The sequence below is a fragment of the Streptomyces milbemycinicus genome (assembly GCF_002154605.1).
In the GTDB taxonomy this organism is placed as follows: Bacteria; Actinomycetota; Actinomycetes; order Streptomycetales; family Streptomycetaceae; genus Streptomyces; species Streptomyces milbemycinicus.
On record NZ_MUNE01000431.1, the window covers coordinates 1 to 13,443 of the forward strand.

15 protein-coding genes and 1 pseudogene are annotated in these 13,443 nt (G+C 70.9%); 11 read left to right on the top strand and 5 right to left on the bottom strand.

Going from position 1 to position 13,443, the window contains the following annotated elements:
* Positions 1-758: diacylglycerol/lipid kinase family protein (locus CCN51_RS31905; RefSeq protein ID WP_425444784.1), on the top strand; the 758-nt coding region annotated here is incomplete at its 5' end.
* Between the two features lie 140 nt (positions 759-898).
* Positions 899-1,591 (top strand): annotated as a pseudogene (locus CCN51_RS31910) (DMT family transporter); the annotation flags it as partial.
* A gap of 345 nt (positions 1,592-1,936) precedes the next feature.
* On the opposite strand, the gene CCN51_RS31915 reads toward CCN51_RS31910, so the two are convergent.
* Positions 1,937-2,809 carry an NAD(P)-dependent oxidoreductase gene (locus CCN51_RS31915; RefSeq protein WP_014174673.1) on the bottom strand — a complete coding sequence of 291 codons (873 nt, stop codon included), beginning with the start codon at positions 2,807-2,809 and terminating at the stop codon, positions 1,937-1,939.
* 137 nt (positions 2,810-2,946) lie between these two features.
* On the opposite strand from CCN51_RS31915, the gene CCN51_RS31920 reads away from it, so the two are divergent.
* Positions 2,947-3,306 (top strand): winged helix-turn-helix transcriptional regulator, encoded by a 360-nt coding sequence (locus CCN51_RS31920; protein ID WP_043486341.1) that lies wholly within the window; start codon positions 2,947-2,949, stop codon positions 3,304-3,306.
* A gap of 56 nt (positions 3,307-3,362) precedes the next feature.
* On the opposite strand, the gene CCN51_RS31925 is transcribed toward CCN51_RS31920, so the two are convergent.
* Positions 3,363-4,232, bottom strand: a complete 870-nt coding sequence (locus CCN51_RS31925; protein WP_245881717.1) for a family 16 glycosylhydrolase — start codon at positions 4,230-4,232, stop codon at positions 3,363-3,365.
* Between the two features lie 220 nt (positions 4,233-4,452).
* On the opposite strand from CCN51_RS31925, the gene CCN51_RS31930 reads away from it, so the two are divergent.
* The 3 genes from CCN51_RS31930 to CCN51_RS31940 are packed head-to-tail and all read left to right on the top strand — an operon-like array spanning position 4,453 to position 7,823.
* Positions 4,453-5,793, top strand: a complete 1,341-nt coding sequence (locus tag CCN51_RS31930) for an MFS transporter (protein WP_014174676.1) — start codon at positions 4,453-4,455, stop codon at positions 5,791-5,793.
* 30 nt (positions 5,794-5,823) lie between these two features.
* Positions 5,824-6,495 (top strand): response regulator transcription factor, encoded by a 672-nt coding sequence (locus CCN51_RS31935; protein ID WP_014174677.1) that lies wholly within the window; start codon positions 5,824-5,826, stop codon positions 6,493-6,495.
* Entirely contained in the window at positions 6,486-7,823 is a 1,338-nt protein-coding gene (locus CCN51_RS31940) for a sensor histidine kinase (RefSeq protein ID WP_014174678.1), read from the top strand. The genes CCN51_RS31935 and CCN51_RS31940 overlap by 10 nt, the downstream gene beginning before the upstream one ends.
* A gap of 18 nt (positions 7,824-7,841) precedes the next feature.
* On the opposite strand, the gene CCN51_RS31945 is transcribed toward CCN51_RS31940, so the two are convergent.
* Both CCN51_RS31945 and CCN51_RS31950 read right to left on the bottom strand, forming a co-directional pair.
* Entirely contained in the window at positions 7,842-8,792 is a 951-nt protein-coding gene (locus CCN51_RS31945; protein WP_014174679.1) for a TAXI family TRAP transporter solute-binding subunit, read from the bottom strand.
* 130 nt (positions 8,793-8,922) lie between these two features.
* On the bottom strand, positions 8,923-9,402 hold the full coding sequence (locus CCN51_RS31950; protein WP_238545320.1) for an ATP-binding protein: 480 nt from the start codon (positions 9,400-9,402) through the stop codon (positions 8,923-8,925).
* A 215-nt stretch (positions 9,403-9,617) separates the two neighbouring features.
* Between CCN51_RS31950 and CCN51_RS31955 the strand changes: the two genes are divergently transcribed.
* Genes CCN51_RS31955 through CCN51_RS31975 form a run of 5 tightly spaced genes read left to right on the top strand, consistent with a single transcriptional unit; the run spans position 9,618 to position 13,195 of the window.
* Positions 9,618-10,475 (top strand): helix-turn-helix domain-containing protein, encoded by an 858-nt coding sequence (locus CCN51_RS31955; protein ID WP_043486343.1) that lies wholly within the window; start codon positions 9,618-9,620, stop codon positions 10,473-10,475.
* A gap of 32 nt (positions 10,476-10,507) precedes the next feature.
* A complete protein-coding gene (locus CCN51_RS31960; RefSeq protein WP_055414135.1) occupies positions 10,508-10,783 on the top strand; it encodes a DUF397 domain-containing protein in 276 nt (91 codons plus the stop codon).
* Positions 10,780-11,601 (top strand): SAM-dependent methyltransferase, encoded by an 822-nt coding sequence (locus CCN51_RS31965; RefSeq protein WP_014174683.1) that lies wholly within the window; start codon positions 10,780-10,782, stop codon positions 11,599-11,601. Before CCN51_RS31960 ends, CCN51_RS31965 begins: the two co-directional genes overlap by 4 nt.
* Positions 11,598-12,395 (top strand): SAM-dependent methyltransferase, encoded by a 798-nt coding sequence (locus CCN51_RS31970; protein ID WP_086860391.1) that lies wholly within the window; start codon positions 11,598-11,600, stop codon positions 12,393-12,395. The genes CCN51_RS31965 and CCN51_RS31970 overlap by 4 nt, the downstream gene beginning before the upstream one ends.
* On the top strand, positions 12,392-13,195 hold the full coding sequence (locus tag CCN51_RS31975) for an SAM-dependent methyltransferase (protein WP_014174685.1): 804 nt from the start codon (positions 12,392-12,394) through the stop codon (positions 13,193-13,195). The genes CCN51_RS31970 and CCN51_RS31975 overlap by 4 nt, the downstream gene beginning before the upstream one ends.
* Positions 13,196-13,207: 12 nt before the next feature.
* Here the strand turns inward: CCN51_RS31975 and CCN51_RS31980 are convergent.
* Positions 13,208-13,443, bottom strand: a 236-nt coding sequence (locus CCN51_RS31980) for a sensor histidine kinase (protein ID WP_143675944.1), incomplete at its 5' end; no start/stop codon positions are given.

Sequence of the window (13,443 nt, forward strand, 5' to 3'; positions counted from 1 at the left end):
CGGCGGCCGCGCTGGCCGCCGAGCGCGGGCTGCCGCTGGCCGTCTTCCCCGGCGGCACCTTCGACCACTTCGCCCTGGACGTGGGGGTGCCCGCCATCGAGGACACGGTGCGCGCCGTGACCGAGGGCGACGCCGTCGCCGTGGACCTGGCCCGTGTAGCCCCGCTGCCGGGCGACGGGCCGGACGCACACTTCATCAACACCTTCAGCCTGGGGATGTACCCCGAACTGGTGCGGATCCGCGAGAGCCTGGAGGGCCGGCTCGGCAAATGGCCCGCCGCCGCGGTCGCGCTGGCCCGTGTGCTGCGCACCGCCACGCCCATGGAGATCGAGGTGAACGGCCGCAGGCGGCGGCTGTGGGTGCTGTTCGTCGGCAACTGCCGCTACGCGCCCGAGGGCTTCGCCCCGGCGTACCGCGAACGGCTCGACGACGGGCTGCTGGACGTCCGGGCCGTCGACGGAAACCAGCCGCTGGCCCGCACCCGGCTGCTGGCCGCGACCCTCACCGGCACCCTGGGACGGTCCCGGGTGGTGACGGCCCGGCGGCTGCGCCGGCTGGATCTGTCGGGCCTGCACGACGTGGACGTCCGCGCCTTCGACGGCGAGGTCGCCCCGTCCCCCGCGGAGGCGCTGGTGATCGAGAAACGGCCCGGCGCCCTCACCGTCTACCGCCCGGCCGAGCCGGGGAACGAGCTGGCGCAGCGCGCCCGGACGGCCGCCGCGACGGCGCGCTTCCGGCGGGCCGTACTGCGCCGGTAGTACGCACAATGGGGGCTCAGGGACGACGACGTGGCGGGCGAAACACGTCATCGTGAGGACATGGACGACGACCGACCGGCCCCGGGAGCCCTGACGTGACCTCCCTGGCTCTCTCCGTGCTCCTGGCCCTGGCCTCGGCGGTGTGCTACGCCGCCGGCGCCATCCTCCAGGAGCACGTCGCGGCGACGACGCCGCCCCGCCCGTACGCAGCGCTGCGCCGCGGCCGCTGGTGGACCGCGGTGGTGCTCAACGGGACCGGTGCGGTCCTCCATGTGCTGGCCCTGGCGTACGGGCCGCTGAGCGTGGTGCAGCCGCTGGGCGCGCTGACCATCGTCTTCGCGCTGCCGATGGCCGCGGTGTTCGTCCGGCGTCCGGTCGGCGCGGCCGGGTGGCGGGGCGCGCTGCTGGCCACCACGGGGCTCGCCGGGCTGCTCTCGCTGAGCGGTTCGTCGGGGGCCAGAGCGCTGGCGAAGGACGACCGGATCACGGTGGCCGTGGTCACGGTGAGCGCGATCGCCGTACTGGCCCTGGCCGCGCGCTGGTCGCGGCGGCCCGGGGTGCGCAGTGTGCTGCTGGCCGTGGCCGCGGGGACCGCCTTCGGTGTCTCGTCGGTGTTCACCAAGAACGTGACCGTGGAACTGGAGTGGGGGAAGCCGGAGTTCGAAGGCTGGGCCTCGGGGCTGCCCAGCCTGGCGATGATCGGGCTGCTGGCCGGGGCCGGGGTGCTGCTGTCCCAGGCGTCCTACCGGGGCGCGGGTCTTGCCGCCCCGCTGGCGACGGCGACCGTGGCCAACCCCGTGGTCGCCACGGCCATCGGCGTCACCGCGCTCGGTGAGCACTTCCGCCACGGCGCCTCCGGCACCCTGCTGGCCCTGCTGGCGGCGCTGGTCGCGGGCACCGGTCTGGTGATGCTGACCGTGCACGGTGTGGAGACGTCGGGGCAGCCGGCGGACGGGGCTCCCGCCCCGGACCCGGCCGGGGTGAAAGCCGCCCCGCGGCCGGGCGAGACGGACGCAACGGACGCGACGGGCGGGGGATACGGGGGAGCCGGCGCGCGGCGCCGACGACCGGCTGACCCCCGACCGCCGCTCCCCCGGCCGCCGCTCACGCGACCAGCGGCGGTCCACCCGGGGCGAGGCCGTCCTGCAGGACCACCGCTAAGGCCGGGCAGGTCCTGCTCACGGCCGCGTATGCAACAGCTCCACCAGCCCCGAAAGGTCCTCGTGGCCGTGGCCGTCGGCGACCCGCCGGGCCATCAACGGCCCGAGCGGGGCGAGCAGTTCGGGGCTGACGCCCTGCTCCTCGGCGGCCTCGATGAGGTGGCCGAAGCCGGCCGACTGCATGGCGAGGTTGGAGACCACGCCCCGGGCGTGGTCGCCGCTGTCAATCTTCTCGGCGTATCCGGCCACGGCGCCCGACATGCCGTTGAGCCAGCGGCCGAGCATCGGGGCGAAGTCGGCCGCCTTGATGTCCTGGCTGCGGATCAGCGCGTAGGCGTGCAGGATTCCGGTGAACATGCCGTACATGCCGCTGAGCAGGGCGATGTCGTACAGCGAGGCCAGCGCGGCGTCCTCGCCCAGGTATTCGCTCCGCGCCAGGGCGTCCAGCGCCGCCCGGTGGATCTCGAAGACCTCCCGGTCCCCGCTGTAGAGCACGAAGGCGGCGGGTGTCGCGATCATCGGGGGTACGGCCATGATGCCGCCGTCGAGGTAGTCGGCGCCCTGGTCCGCCGCCCATGCGGCCATCTCGCGGGCCTGCCGCGGGGTGCCGCTGGTCAGGTTGGCCACGGCCTTGCCGGTCAGCGCCTTGGCCACCGGGGCGAGGGTGTCGCGCACGGAGTCGTGGTCCAGCAGGCACACCACCACCAGCGGGCTCGCCTCGACGGCCTCGGCGACCGTCGCCGCGCGCAGCGCGCCCTCGGCGACGAGGGCTTCGGCCTTCGCAGCCGTACGGTTCCACACGGTGGTCCGGAATCCCGCCTTCAGGAGGGCGCGGGCCAGTGCCGTGCCCATATCGCCCAGACCGAGGACGGTCACGGGGGTGTCGCTCATATCGGGTGCTCCCGTTGCTCAATGCTGCTGTTCGTATCGGTCCCGGCGCGCCTGTCCCAGCCTTGCGGCCCGCTGTAGTGTGGGCAAGTACGGATATAAAAGTGCGTACTTACCTAGAGGTCAGTGGGGATGGGTTCATGAGGAAGCGGCCATATGTCTGTGGCCTGGACGCGGCCGTGGATGTCATTGGCGGCAAGTGGAAGGTGCTGATCATCTGGGCGCTGAATTCCCAGCGGTGCCGGTTCGGCGAATTGAAGCGGCTGGTTCCCGGGGTGAGTGAAAAGGTGCTGACCCAGCAGCTGAGGGAGCTGGAGGCGGACGGAATCGTCCATCGGGAGATTTACGACCAGGTGCCGCCGAAGGTGGAGTACTCACTCACCGAACTCGGCGAGGATCTCAATACGGCGCTGAAGCCGCTGGGCGCCTGGGGAAAACAGCGGATGGCGGCTCTGGAGGATGCCACCGACGACTGCCGTCATCCGCAGGCGTGCGGATAGAGGCGGCGGCTTCCGGGACTGACCTCCCGGAAGCCGCCTGGCCGTTCCGGGGGTCTTCAGGATGTGCGGTTGCGGCCCACATAGACGTTCCGGGCCCGGTAATACGTGTCCCCGCCGGGGCCCGAAGACCCCGAGGAGCCCTCCATCTGGAGGTTGATGATGAGCCACAGGGGTTTTCCGACGAAACCCGCCCCGCGGTGGACCGCTTTCCAGGTCCCGTCGAGGTAGTAGTGAATGTCGACGTCGGTGTCGTTCACCTTGGTGATCCAGGCGCGATAGGTGTGCCAGTTGCCCGGTGACGACACCCCGACAATCGTGCTCGACACATCCGAGGAGGTGCGGAAGGTATTGAACCAGTTGTTGGAGTTCCCCTTGAATTCCAGGATGTCGCTCTCCGGCGGCCAGCTGTTGACCCCGGTCAGCCAGAAGGCCGGCCAGGTCCCCGCACCGTTCGGCGCCTGGAATTCGCCCTTCACCTCATAGTCGGGGAATTGGTTGGTCACCACGATCTGGTTCTTGGCGTGCACCGCGCCCGAGTGGTAGCGGATCGGCAGATGCGGGGAGGACGAACTGGTCCCCTCGTCCCAGGTGATCCGGGCCGCCTTCAGGGTCAGCACGCCGGAGCCCAGATAGATGTGGTTGTGGTCGCTCGCGCTGCCGTACATCCGGGCGCTGCCGTTGTGGTCGGAGCCCCACGGATACAGATAGTTCCACTCCGACTCGAAGGCGCTGTAGCTCCCGAAGGAGCCGTTGATGACGTCCTCCCAGGTCGCGGCCGGGGCGGCGGACGCCGGGCGCGGCCATCCGGTCAGGGCCGCGGCCCCGCCGAGGGCGGCGGCCGTGGTGAGGAACCGTCTGCGTCCGTACGACTCGCTCTGCACTGATTCGCTCTGTGCTGACTTGCTCCGTGCTGACATGCCACTCATGGCTGCCTCCCGAAGTCCGAAACTTCGAACACAAGCAAACAGAAGTCAATCGGAATCACCACAGTCCCAAGGGCCCCACACCTCGTCAAGGGTCTTTGTTAAGCGCAGGTTAGGTCTGGCCCCGGAGGTCTGTACGCCGCCGCCGTCCGCGCAGAAGCTGCCATCCGCGGCGGCGTCCCTCGGGCGGGCCGCCATCCACCCGCATGCTCGAGGAGGCCCCATGTCCGTCACACCCTCCGCGCCACAGGCTCGCACACCATGGCGCGCCGTAATCGGCGGCTCCATCGGAAACCTGGTCGAGTGGTTCGACTGGTTCGTCTACGCCAGCTTCGCCACCTACTTCGCCTCAGCCTTCTTCCCCAAGGGCAACGACACCGCGCAGTTGCTCAACACGGCCGGCATCTTCGCCGTCGGCTTCTTCATGCGCCCCGTCGGCGGCTGGCTGCTGGGCCGCTTCGCCGACCGCCGCGGCCGCAAGGCCGCGCTCACCCTGACCGTGACCCTGATGTCGGCCAGCGCCCTGCTCATCGCCATCGCGCCCACCTACGACCAGGTCGGGTACTTCGGCGCGGGGGTGCTGCTGGTGGCCCGGCTGCTGCAGGGCCTGTCGGTCGGCGGCGAGTACGCGGCCAGCGCCACCTATCTGACCGAGGCATCCCAGCCCGGCCGCCGCGGCTTCGTCTCCAGCTTCCAGTACGTCTCGATGACCGCGGGCCAGCTGATCGGCCTGGGCCTGCTGATCGTGCTCCAGCGCACCATGTCCGATGACTCGCTGCACTCCTACGGCTGGCGCATCCCGTTCATCTTCGGGGCCCTGGCCGCGGCCGTGGTCTTCTGGCTGCGGCGCAATCTGCTGGAGACCGAGGTGTACGAGGAGGCCGGCGCCCAACGGGAGACCGAGCGCGGGAGCATCGCCGAGCTGCTGCGCCACCGCAAGGAGGCCGCCCTCGTCATCGCGCTGACCATGGGCGGCACGGTCGCCTACTACACCTACACGACCTATCTCACCAAGTACCTGTCCAATACGGCGGGGCTGAGCAAGTCCGACGCCTCGCTGGTCAGCTTCTGCGCCCTGTTCGTCTTCATGCTGCTGCAGCCGCTGGCCGGGGCGCTGTCCGACCGGATCGGCCGCCGCCCGCTGCTGATCACCTTCGGGGTCGGCTCGATGCTGGCCACCGTGCCCATCATGACCGCGCTGTCGCACACCGACTCCTTCGGCGGCGCGCTGCTGCTCTCGCTCGCCGCGCTGGTCGTCGTCACCGGCTACACCTCCATCAACGCGGTGGTGAAGGCCGAGCTGTTCCCCACCCATGTCCGGGCGCTCGGCGTCGCCCTGCCGTACGCGATCGCCAACGCCCTGTTCGGCGGCACCGCGGAATATGTGGCGCTGTGGTTCAAGAACTCCGGTGCCGAGTCCGGGTTCTACTGGTACGTCTCGGGCTGCGCCGCCGTGTCGCTGATCGTCTATCTGACCATGCGGGAGACCCGGGACACCTCCCTCACCAAGGCCCCCGCCGACGAGCCGACCACGTCCGAGCAGGCGGCGCGCACCCCTGTCTGACCTGTACAGAGGCTGTTTACCCTTACGCCCATGCACATTCTCCTGGTCGAAGACGACGACCGGCTGGCGGCCGCGCTGACCGCCGCACTGGACCGGCTGGGGCATCAGGTCGTCCGCGCCGGGCGCGCGGACGACGCCCTGCGGCTCAAGGACGGCGCCGACTTCGTCCTGCTCGACCTGGGGCTGCCCGATATGGACGGCCTGGAGGCGCTGCGCCGGCTGCGCCGCGCCTCCGCCGTCCCGGTGATCGTGCTCACCGCCCGGTCCGAGGAGCGGGATGTACTCCGGGGCCTGCGCGGGGGCGCGGACGACTACCTCGTCAAGCCGTTCCGTACGGCCGAGCTGGTCGCCCGTATGGACGCCGTCGTACGGCGCGGCACCCGCCCACTGGCCGGATCCGGCACGGTGGTGGCCGTGGGCGGCGTACGTATCGACCTGGCCGCCCGGCAGCTGGAGGTGGACGGCAGGCCGGTCGCCCTCACCCGCCGGGAGTTCGATGTGCTGGCCCTGCTCGCCCGCGAGCCCGGTGTCGTGCGCAGCCGGGAGGAGATCCTGGACGCGGTGTGGGGCGATCTGCTGCTGTCGGCCTCCCGCTCGCTGGATGTGCACATCGCCGGGATCCGCTCCAAAACCGGCTGCCCATGGCTGGTGGAGACGCTGCGCGGCACCGGGTACCGCCTGGGAACCGGCGGATGCAGCTGAGAATCCTGACCGTCTACACGGTGCTGATCGCGTGCCTGGTGACCGCGCTCGCCGTGCCGTTCTCCCTGGCGTACTCCTCGCACCGCACCGGCAAACTGCTGCTGGAGCGGCGCGCGGACGCCACCCGCTTCTCCGAACTGGCCGATCAGGCGATCCGCGACGGGGACACCTCCGGGCTCGTCCAGGAGGTGTCCCGCTACGAGGAGCTGTACGGCACGAAGGTGGAGATCCGCGACCGGGACGGCCGGCGGGTGGCGGGCGGCGGGGCCTGGTCCAAGGAGCCCGCCGAGCGCGCGCTGTCCGGCCGCACCACCGACGGCCTGCCGCTGGTCACCCCCTTCGGCCCCGCCTCGGCCGTGGTCGCGGAGCCGGTGGGCCGGGACGCGCAGGTGTCCGGCGTGGTGGTCATGAAGGTGTCCACGGCGGCGGCCAGGCGCGATGTGGCGCTCGTCTGGGCCGCGGTCGCGGGCGGTTCGCTGGTCGCCGTGCTCTGCGCCCTGATCGCCGCCCGCAGACTGGCGCGGTGGATTCTGCGCCCGGTCACCGAACTGGACCTGACCACCCGCGCCATCGCCGAGGGCAGGATGGACGCGCGGGTGCGCGACGGCGGCCGCGGCCCGGCCGAGCTACGGCTCCTGGAGCGCCGCTTCAACGCGATGGCCGACGCGGTCTCGGCCGCCCTGGAGCGGCAGCGCGCCTTCGTCGCGGACGCCTCGCATGAGCTGCGCACCCCGCTGACCGTGCTGTCGCTGCGGCTGGAGAACCTGGAGCCGCATCTGACGGAGGACGGCACCGGGGAGTTCGCCGAGGCCCTGGCCGAAGTCGACCGGCTGGGGCGGCTCATGGAGGACCTGCTGACGCTCGCCCGGGTCGAGGCCGGCACGGCGGCGCCCGAACCGATCGCCCGCGCGGCGCTGCGCGGGCGGCTGGCCATCTGGCACGACGTCTACGCGGCGCGCGAGCTGGCCTTGACCGTGGAGCTCGACGACACCGACTCGTCCGCCGCGCCGCTGCCCGCCGCGGCCGCCCGGATCGCGGATATCGCCCTGGACAACGCCGCGAAGTTCGTACCGCCCGGCGGCACGGTCACGGTCCGCCTCGAGCAGGGCGTGCTGCGGATCGCCGACGACGGCCCGGGCCTTGAGCCCGACCAGTTCGAGGCGGCCCTGGGCCGCTTCTGGCGCTCCCCCGGCCACGGCAACGTCCCCGGCAGCGGCCTCGGCCTGGCCATCGCCTCGGAACTGGCCCGCGCCGCCGACTGCGAGCTGTCCCTGCGGCCCGCCACGCCGCACGGCCTGGTGGTCGAGGTGCGGCTGCCCGAGGCGTAGCGGTACCGCGCGGAGCGCTCAGCCGTACACCGCGCGGTAGTACGCCGCCGCCCCCCGGTGCAGCGGCACCGTCCCCGTGCCGATCGCATACCGCTCGTCGAGCCGGCTGCCGGGGGCGTCCGGGACGGGGAGGCGGGCGCGGGCCTCGAAGAGGACGCCGGTGACGGCGCGCGCCGTATCCGCCGCGAGATCGGTGCGGCAGACCAGATAGCTGGGGGTGGCGACGGTCGGGGTCGGGGCGTTCAGGCCGTAGACGCCCGCGGGGATCGACACGCTCTCGTAGACGGGGCCGTGCTCACGGCGCAGCGCCGGGGCGAGGCCGCCGAGCGGCACCAGGCGTACGGGCCGGCGCCGGGCCAGTTGCGCTATCGCCCGGGTCGGCGCGCCGCCCGACCAGAAGAACGCGGCCACCTCCCGCCCGGTCAGCGCCGCGATGGACTCGCCGAGCCCCAGCTGTACGGAGCGGACGCGGCGTACGCCCGCGGCGGCGAGCACCCGCCCGGCGGTCACCGAGGTGCCGGACTCGGCGGCGCCGAGGGAGACCGTACGCCCGGCCAGTTGGCCCGGCTCCTTGATCGGCGAGTCGGCGGGCACGACGAGATGCAGATAGTTGAGATACAGCCGGGCGAGCGCGGCGACCGGTTCCGGCCGCTGGAAGAGGCCGCGGCCCGCGGTGGCGTCGGCCGCGCTGTCCGCGAGGGACAGGGCCAGATCGGCCCGCCCGTCGGCCAGCATATGCAGATTCTCCACGCTCGCCGCGGTGGTCAGCACGCGCACCGCGAGCCCGTCGTGGGCCCGGTGCACCTCGTCCGCCAGCCGGCTGCCGAAGATCGCGTACGGACCGCCCCGCGGCCCCGTGGCCAGCCGGACCCGGCCGGACGGGCCATCGCCGGAACACCCCTGGAGGGCGCCGGTCGCAAGGGCGCCGGCCGTGAGCGCCAGCAGGCGGCGACGTGGAACGGCGGACATCCGGCCATGTTAGGCCGTGTTAGGCCGTGTCTTATGGATCATCCCGGGCTCCCGACGCCGGAACGGAGCCGGGCGGGTACGGGTGGGCACGGGTCGGTACGGTCGGACACGCGCGCCGCGCGGTGTCGTCTCAGAGGACCGCGCTCAGCTGGGCCCACACCACCCGGCCGCCGTTCAGCCCCGGCCGGTCCCCCCATGCCGCGGCCATGGCCCGCACCAGCGCGAGCCCCCGTCCGCCCTCGTCCTCCGCGCCCGCCTGGCGCGGGGCCGGTCCGGCCGAGCCGCCGCCCTGGTCGGCCACCTCGACGTACAGGGTGCGCGGCTCCTCCGCGCGCAGGACGCAGAGGATCTGCTCACTGCCGGTGTGCACAAGAGCGTTGGTGAACAGCTCGGACATCACCAGCTCCGCGGCGTCGCACGTGTCCTCACAGAAGCCCCACACCGGCACCCGGGAGCGGACCCGGCGGCGGGCCGCGGCCACGGACGCGCCTTGGGCGGGCAGCTGGAACCTCTCCTGTCGGACGCCGGTGCCGAGCCCGCTGAAGGGCCCACCGAGGGGCCCGCCGAGGGGCATGGGGCGGGCCATCGTCGTGCGTTGAGGCAGTGCCATGGCCGTTCGCCTTCCGTCCAACGGTGGGGGGTGCGCATGCCGCAAGTCGGCGACACGTCAGCCACATTGGGCCCAGTCACCCCATCACTATCGGTGCTGTAAGCGTCAGTTGGCAAGCGGCGTTCTGCAAAATGCAGAATAGCCAGAGCACTCTGTTCGGGTTCATCCCGAGCATGGCACACTGATGCCCACGAGACCGTCCGAGGAGGTAAGGCGTGGGTGAAGCGCGATCTGCCCCGACTGTCGGGCAGATGGTCCTCGGCATGCGCCTGAGGGATCTACGCGAGAAAGCCGGCGTCAGCTACGACCAGGCCGCCAGAGCGCTGCACGTCAACCAGACGACGGTGCGCAGGATGGAGAAGGCCGAAGTCGGCCTGAAGCTCCCGTACGTCGAGAAGCTGCTGCAGACCTACGGAGCCGAGCAGGAGGAGGTCGACGCCTTCCTCTCGCTGGCCGAGGACGCCAACAGACCCGGCTGGTGGCACCGCTTCCGCGATGTGCTGCCGGACTGGTTCAGCCTCTATGTGAGCCTCGAGGGCGCGGCGAGCCGTATCCGCTCCTACGAGCCCCACTTCATCCCCGGACTGCTGCAGACCGAAGACTATGCACGAGCGCTGCTGACCATCGGATTCCCGCAGGCGGACACCAAGGAGCTCGATCGACGGGTCGCCCTGCGGATGGAGCGTCAAGAGCTACTCACCCGACCCGACGGACCTCATCTGTGGGTCGTCATGGACGAGCCGGTGTTCCGCCTGCCCATCGGCGGACCGGACATCATGCGCGCGCAGGTCGACCGCCTCATCGAGGCGATCCAGATGCCGAACGTCACTCTCCAGGTGGTGCCGTTCACCGCCGGACCGCATCCGGGCATGGGCGGACCCTTCCAGCTCTTCCGGTTCCATATCCCGGAACTGCCGGACATCGTCTACACCGAGGGGCTGACCGGCGCCGCTTATCTCGACGAACGCGCTGATGTGGCCGCCTACTTGGAGGCCCTCGACCGCATGGGCACCCAGGCCACACCGGCGCGACGCACGGAGGCCTTCCTCCGTGAGATTCGCAAGGAGCTCTGACCGTGGACCAGGTGGATCACATTTACAACGGTATGCCGGCCAAGCACCTCGGTGCGGAAGGCTGGCGCAAGCCCTGGAGCGGCCCCAACGGCGGCGCCTGCGTCGAGGTCCTCAAGCTGAGCGACGGTCGCGTGGCGCTGCGCCAGTCGACCGACCCCGACGGCCCCGCGCTGATCTACACGCCTCTTGAGATCGAGAAGTTCATCCAGGGCGCCAAGGCCGGTGCCGCGGACTTCCTTCTCACCACCCGTACCGAACCGAACCTGACCGCCCCGGCGGGTACCGCAGCAGACTGGAGGGCCGCATGAGGGAGCAGAGCGACGTCGCCTCCGGCCGGATCGACACCACCAAACCGCATTCGGCCCGGATGTACGACTACTACCTCGACGGCAAGGACCACTACGAGGTGGACGCGCAGGCCGCCGCCAACGTCCTGGCCGTCCATCCGACCGTCAAGCTCAACGCCCGCGTCAACCGGGGCTTTATCCACCGGGCGACGCGCTGGCTGGCGCGCGAGGCGGGGATCCGGCAGTTCCTGGACATCGGCACCGGCATCCCCACCGAGCCCAACCTCCACCAGGTCGCCCAGTCCGTGGCCCCCGAGGCGCGGGTCGTGTACACCGACAACGACCCGATCGTGCTCGCGTACGCCCAGGCCCTGCTGCACGGCACCCCCGAGGGACGCACCACCTACGTCGAGGCCGACGTCCGCGAGCCCCGGAAGATCATCACGGCTTCCGAACTGGTCGACACGCTGGACCTGGACAAGCCGGTGGCGCTCTCGCTCAACGCGCTCTTCCACTTCATCCCGGAGGAGCAGAAGCCGTACGAGCTCGTCCGCGAGCTGATGGACGCCCTCGCCTCGGGCAGCTACCTGATGATGTCGCACTCCACCCACGACTTCTCCGCGGAGACCTGGCGGAAGGTCATCGAGGTCTACAAGGAGAACGGGATTCCCTTCATCACACGTTCCAAGAACGAGGTCGCGGGCTTCTTCGAGGGCATGGAGCTCGTCGACCCCGGCGTCTCGGAACCGCACCGCTGGCAGCCCGATCCCGGCGAGCGCCCCGAGGACATCCGCAGCGCGGACATATCCATGTGGGCAGGAGTGGCACGCAAACCATGAACCCCCTGCAATTCGACACCACGAAGCCGCATTCGGCCCGGATGTACGACTACTACCTCGGCGGCAAGGACCACTATCAGGTCGACGAGGAAGCCGCCGCCCATGTCATGGCGGTCTTCCCGGGCGTCAAGACATGCGCCCGGGAGAACCGTTCGTTCATGCACCGGGCGACGCGCTGGCTGGCGCGCGAGGCGGGGATCCGGCAGTTCCTGGACATCGGCACCGGCATCCCCACCGAGCCCAACCTCCACCAGGTCGCCCAGTCCGTGGCCCCCGACGCCCGGGTGGTCTACGCCGACCACGACCCGATCGTGCTGGCGTACGCCCAGGCCCTGCTGACCGGCACCCCCACGGGCCGCACCGCCTACATCCAGGCGGATGTGCGCGACCCCGAGCGTATCTTGGGCGCCCCCGAGCTGCACGAGACGCTGGACATGAGCAAGCCGGTCGCGCTCTCGCTCAACGCGCTGTTCCACTTCATCCCGGACGAGGACAAGCCGTACGACGTCGTCCGGCAGCTGGTCGAACCCCTGCCCTCGGGCAGCTATCTGATCCTGACCCACTGCACCCCGGACTTCGATCCGGAGACCTGGGAGAAGGTCATCGAGATCTACCACCAGGGCGGCATCCCCGCCAAGGTACGCAGCAGGAGCCAGGTCGAGGTGTTCTTCGAGGGCCTGGAGCTCATCGAACCGGGCGTGCAGGAACCACATCTGTGGCGGCCCGACGGTGAACCCCCCGCGCTCGACAGCGCCGACGTGTCGTTCTGGGCAGGGGTGGCGCGTAAGCCATGAGTGCCGAGAACACCAAGCACATCGACACCACGAAGCCGCATTCGGCCCGGATGTACGACTACTACCTCGGCGGCAAGGACCACTACCAGGTCGACGAGGAAGCCGCCCGCAAGGTGATGGAGGTCTATCCGGGGATCATCCCGTGTGCCCGGAGCAACCGTGCCTTTATGCACCGGGCGACCCGCTGGCTGGCGAGCGAGGCCGGGATCCGGCAGTTCCTGGACATCGGCACCGCCATTCCCACCGAGCCCAACCTCCACCAGGTCGCCCAGAGCATCGCCCCCGAGGCCCGGGTGGTCTACGCCGACAACGACCCGATCGTGCTCGCATACGCCCAGGCCCTGCTGCACGGCACCCCCGAGGGGCGCACCGCCTACATCGAGGCCGACATCCGCGAGCCCGAGTCCATCCTGGGCTCGCCGGAGCTGCTGGAAACGCTCGATCTGAGCGAGCCCGTGGCGCTGTCGATCAACGCGACGCTGCACTTCATCCCCGACAAGTACGGGACGTACGAGATCGTGGAGCGGCTGATGGACGCGCTGCCCTCGGGCAGCTTTCTCGAGATCAGCCACAGCTCGCCGGACTTCGACCAGGCGAGTGTGGACGCGGCGGTCGCGATCTACCGCAAGGGCGGTATCGAGGCCCAGCTGCGCACCAAGAGCGAGATCGAGAAGTTTTTTCATGGTCTGGAGCTCGTCGAGCCGGGCATCGTGCCGCCGCACCGCTGGTGGCCCGACGGCCCGGTCACGGTCACCGATGAGGAGGTCTCCTTCTGGGCGGGCGTGGCCCGTAAGCCCTGAGGTCCCTGGTGCTCAGGCGATGGGCGCGGCGTCGGTGACCGTGAAGCCCATCACCGCGCCGCCGCCCGGCCGCCGCTCGGCGAAGACCGTACCGCCGTGTGCGGCGGCCACCTCCCGGACGATGGCCAGGCCGAGGCCGGAGCCGGGCAGGCTGCGCGCCCCGGGCGCGCGGTAGAAGCGGTCGAAGACCCGGTGGCGGTCCTCGACCGAGGGCCGGGCGTGGCCGTCGAGGACCGCCACCGGGTCTT

Coding starts and splice junctions, on each gene's coding strand:
- CCN51_RS31925 (WP_245881717.1), bottom strand. CDS start 4,232: ATGAGTGGCATGTCAGCACGGAGCAAGTCAGCACAGAGCGAATCAGTG.
- CCN51_RS31950 (WP_238545320.1), bottom strand. CDS start 9,402: ATGGCACTGCCTCAACGCACGACGATGGCCCGCCCCATGCCCCTCGGC.
- CCN51_RS31945 (WP_014174679.1), bottom strand. CDS start 8,792: ATGTCCGCCGTTCCACGTCGCCGCCTGCTGGCGCTCACGGCCGGCGCC.
- CCN51_RS31970 (WP_086860391.1), top strand. CDS start 11,598: ATGAACCCCCTGCAATTCGACACCACGAAGCCGCATTCGGCCCGGATG.
- CCN51_RS31965 (WP_014174683.1), top strand. CDS start 10,780: ATGAGGGAGCAGAGCGACGTCGCCTCCGGCCGGATCGACACCACCAAA.
- CCN51_RS31920 (WP_043486341.1), top strand. CDS start 2,947: ATGAGGAAGCGGCCATATGTCTGTGGCCTGGACGCGGCCGTGGATGTC.
- CCN51_RS31935 (WP_014174677.1), top strand. CDS start 5,824: ATGCACATTCTCCTGGTCGAAGACGACGACCGGCTGGCGGCCGCGCTG.
- CCN51_RS31960 (WP_055414135.1), top strand. CDS start 10,508: ATGCCGGCCAAGCACCTCGGTGCGGAAGGCTGGCGCAAGCCCTGGAGC.
- CCN51_RS31975 (WP_014174685.1), top strand. CDS start 12,392: ATGAGTGCCGAGAACACCAAGCACATCGACACCACGAAGCCGCATTCG.
- CCN51_RS31940 (WP_014174678.1), top strand. CDS start 6,486: ATGCAGCTGAGAATCCTGACCGTCTACACGGTGCTGATCGCGTGCCTG.
- CCN51_RS31930 (WP_014174676.1), top strand. CDS start 4,453: ATGTCCGTCACACCCTCCGCGCCACAGGCTCGCACACCATGGCGCGCC.
- CCN51_RS31915 (WP_014174673.1), bottom strand. CDS start 2,809: ATGAGCGACACCCCCGTGACCGTCCTCGGTCTGGGCGATATGGGCACG.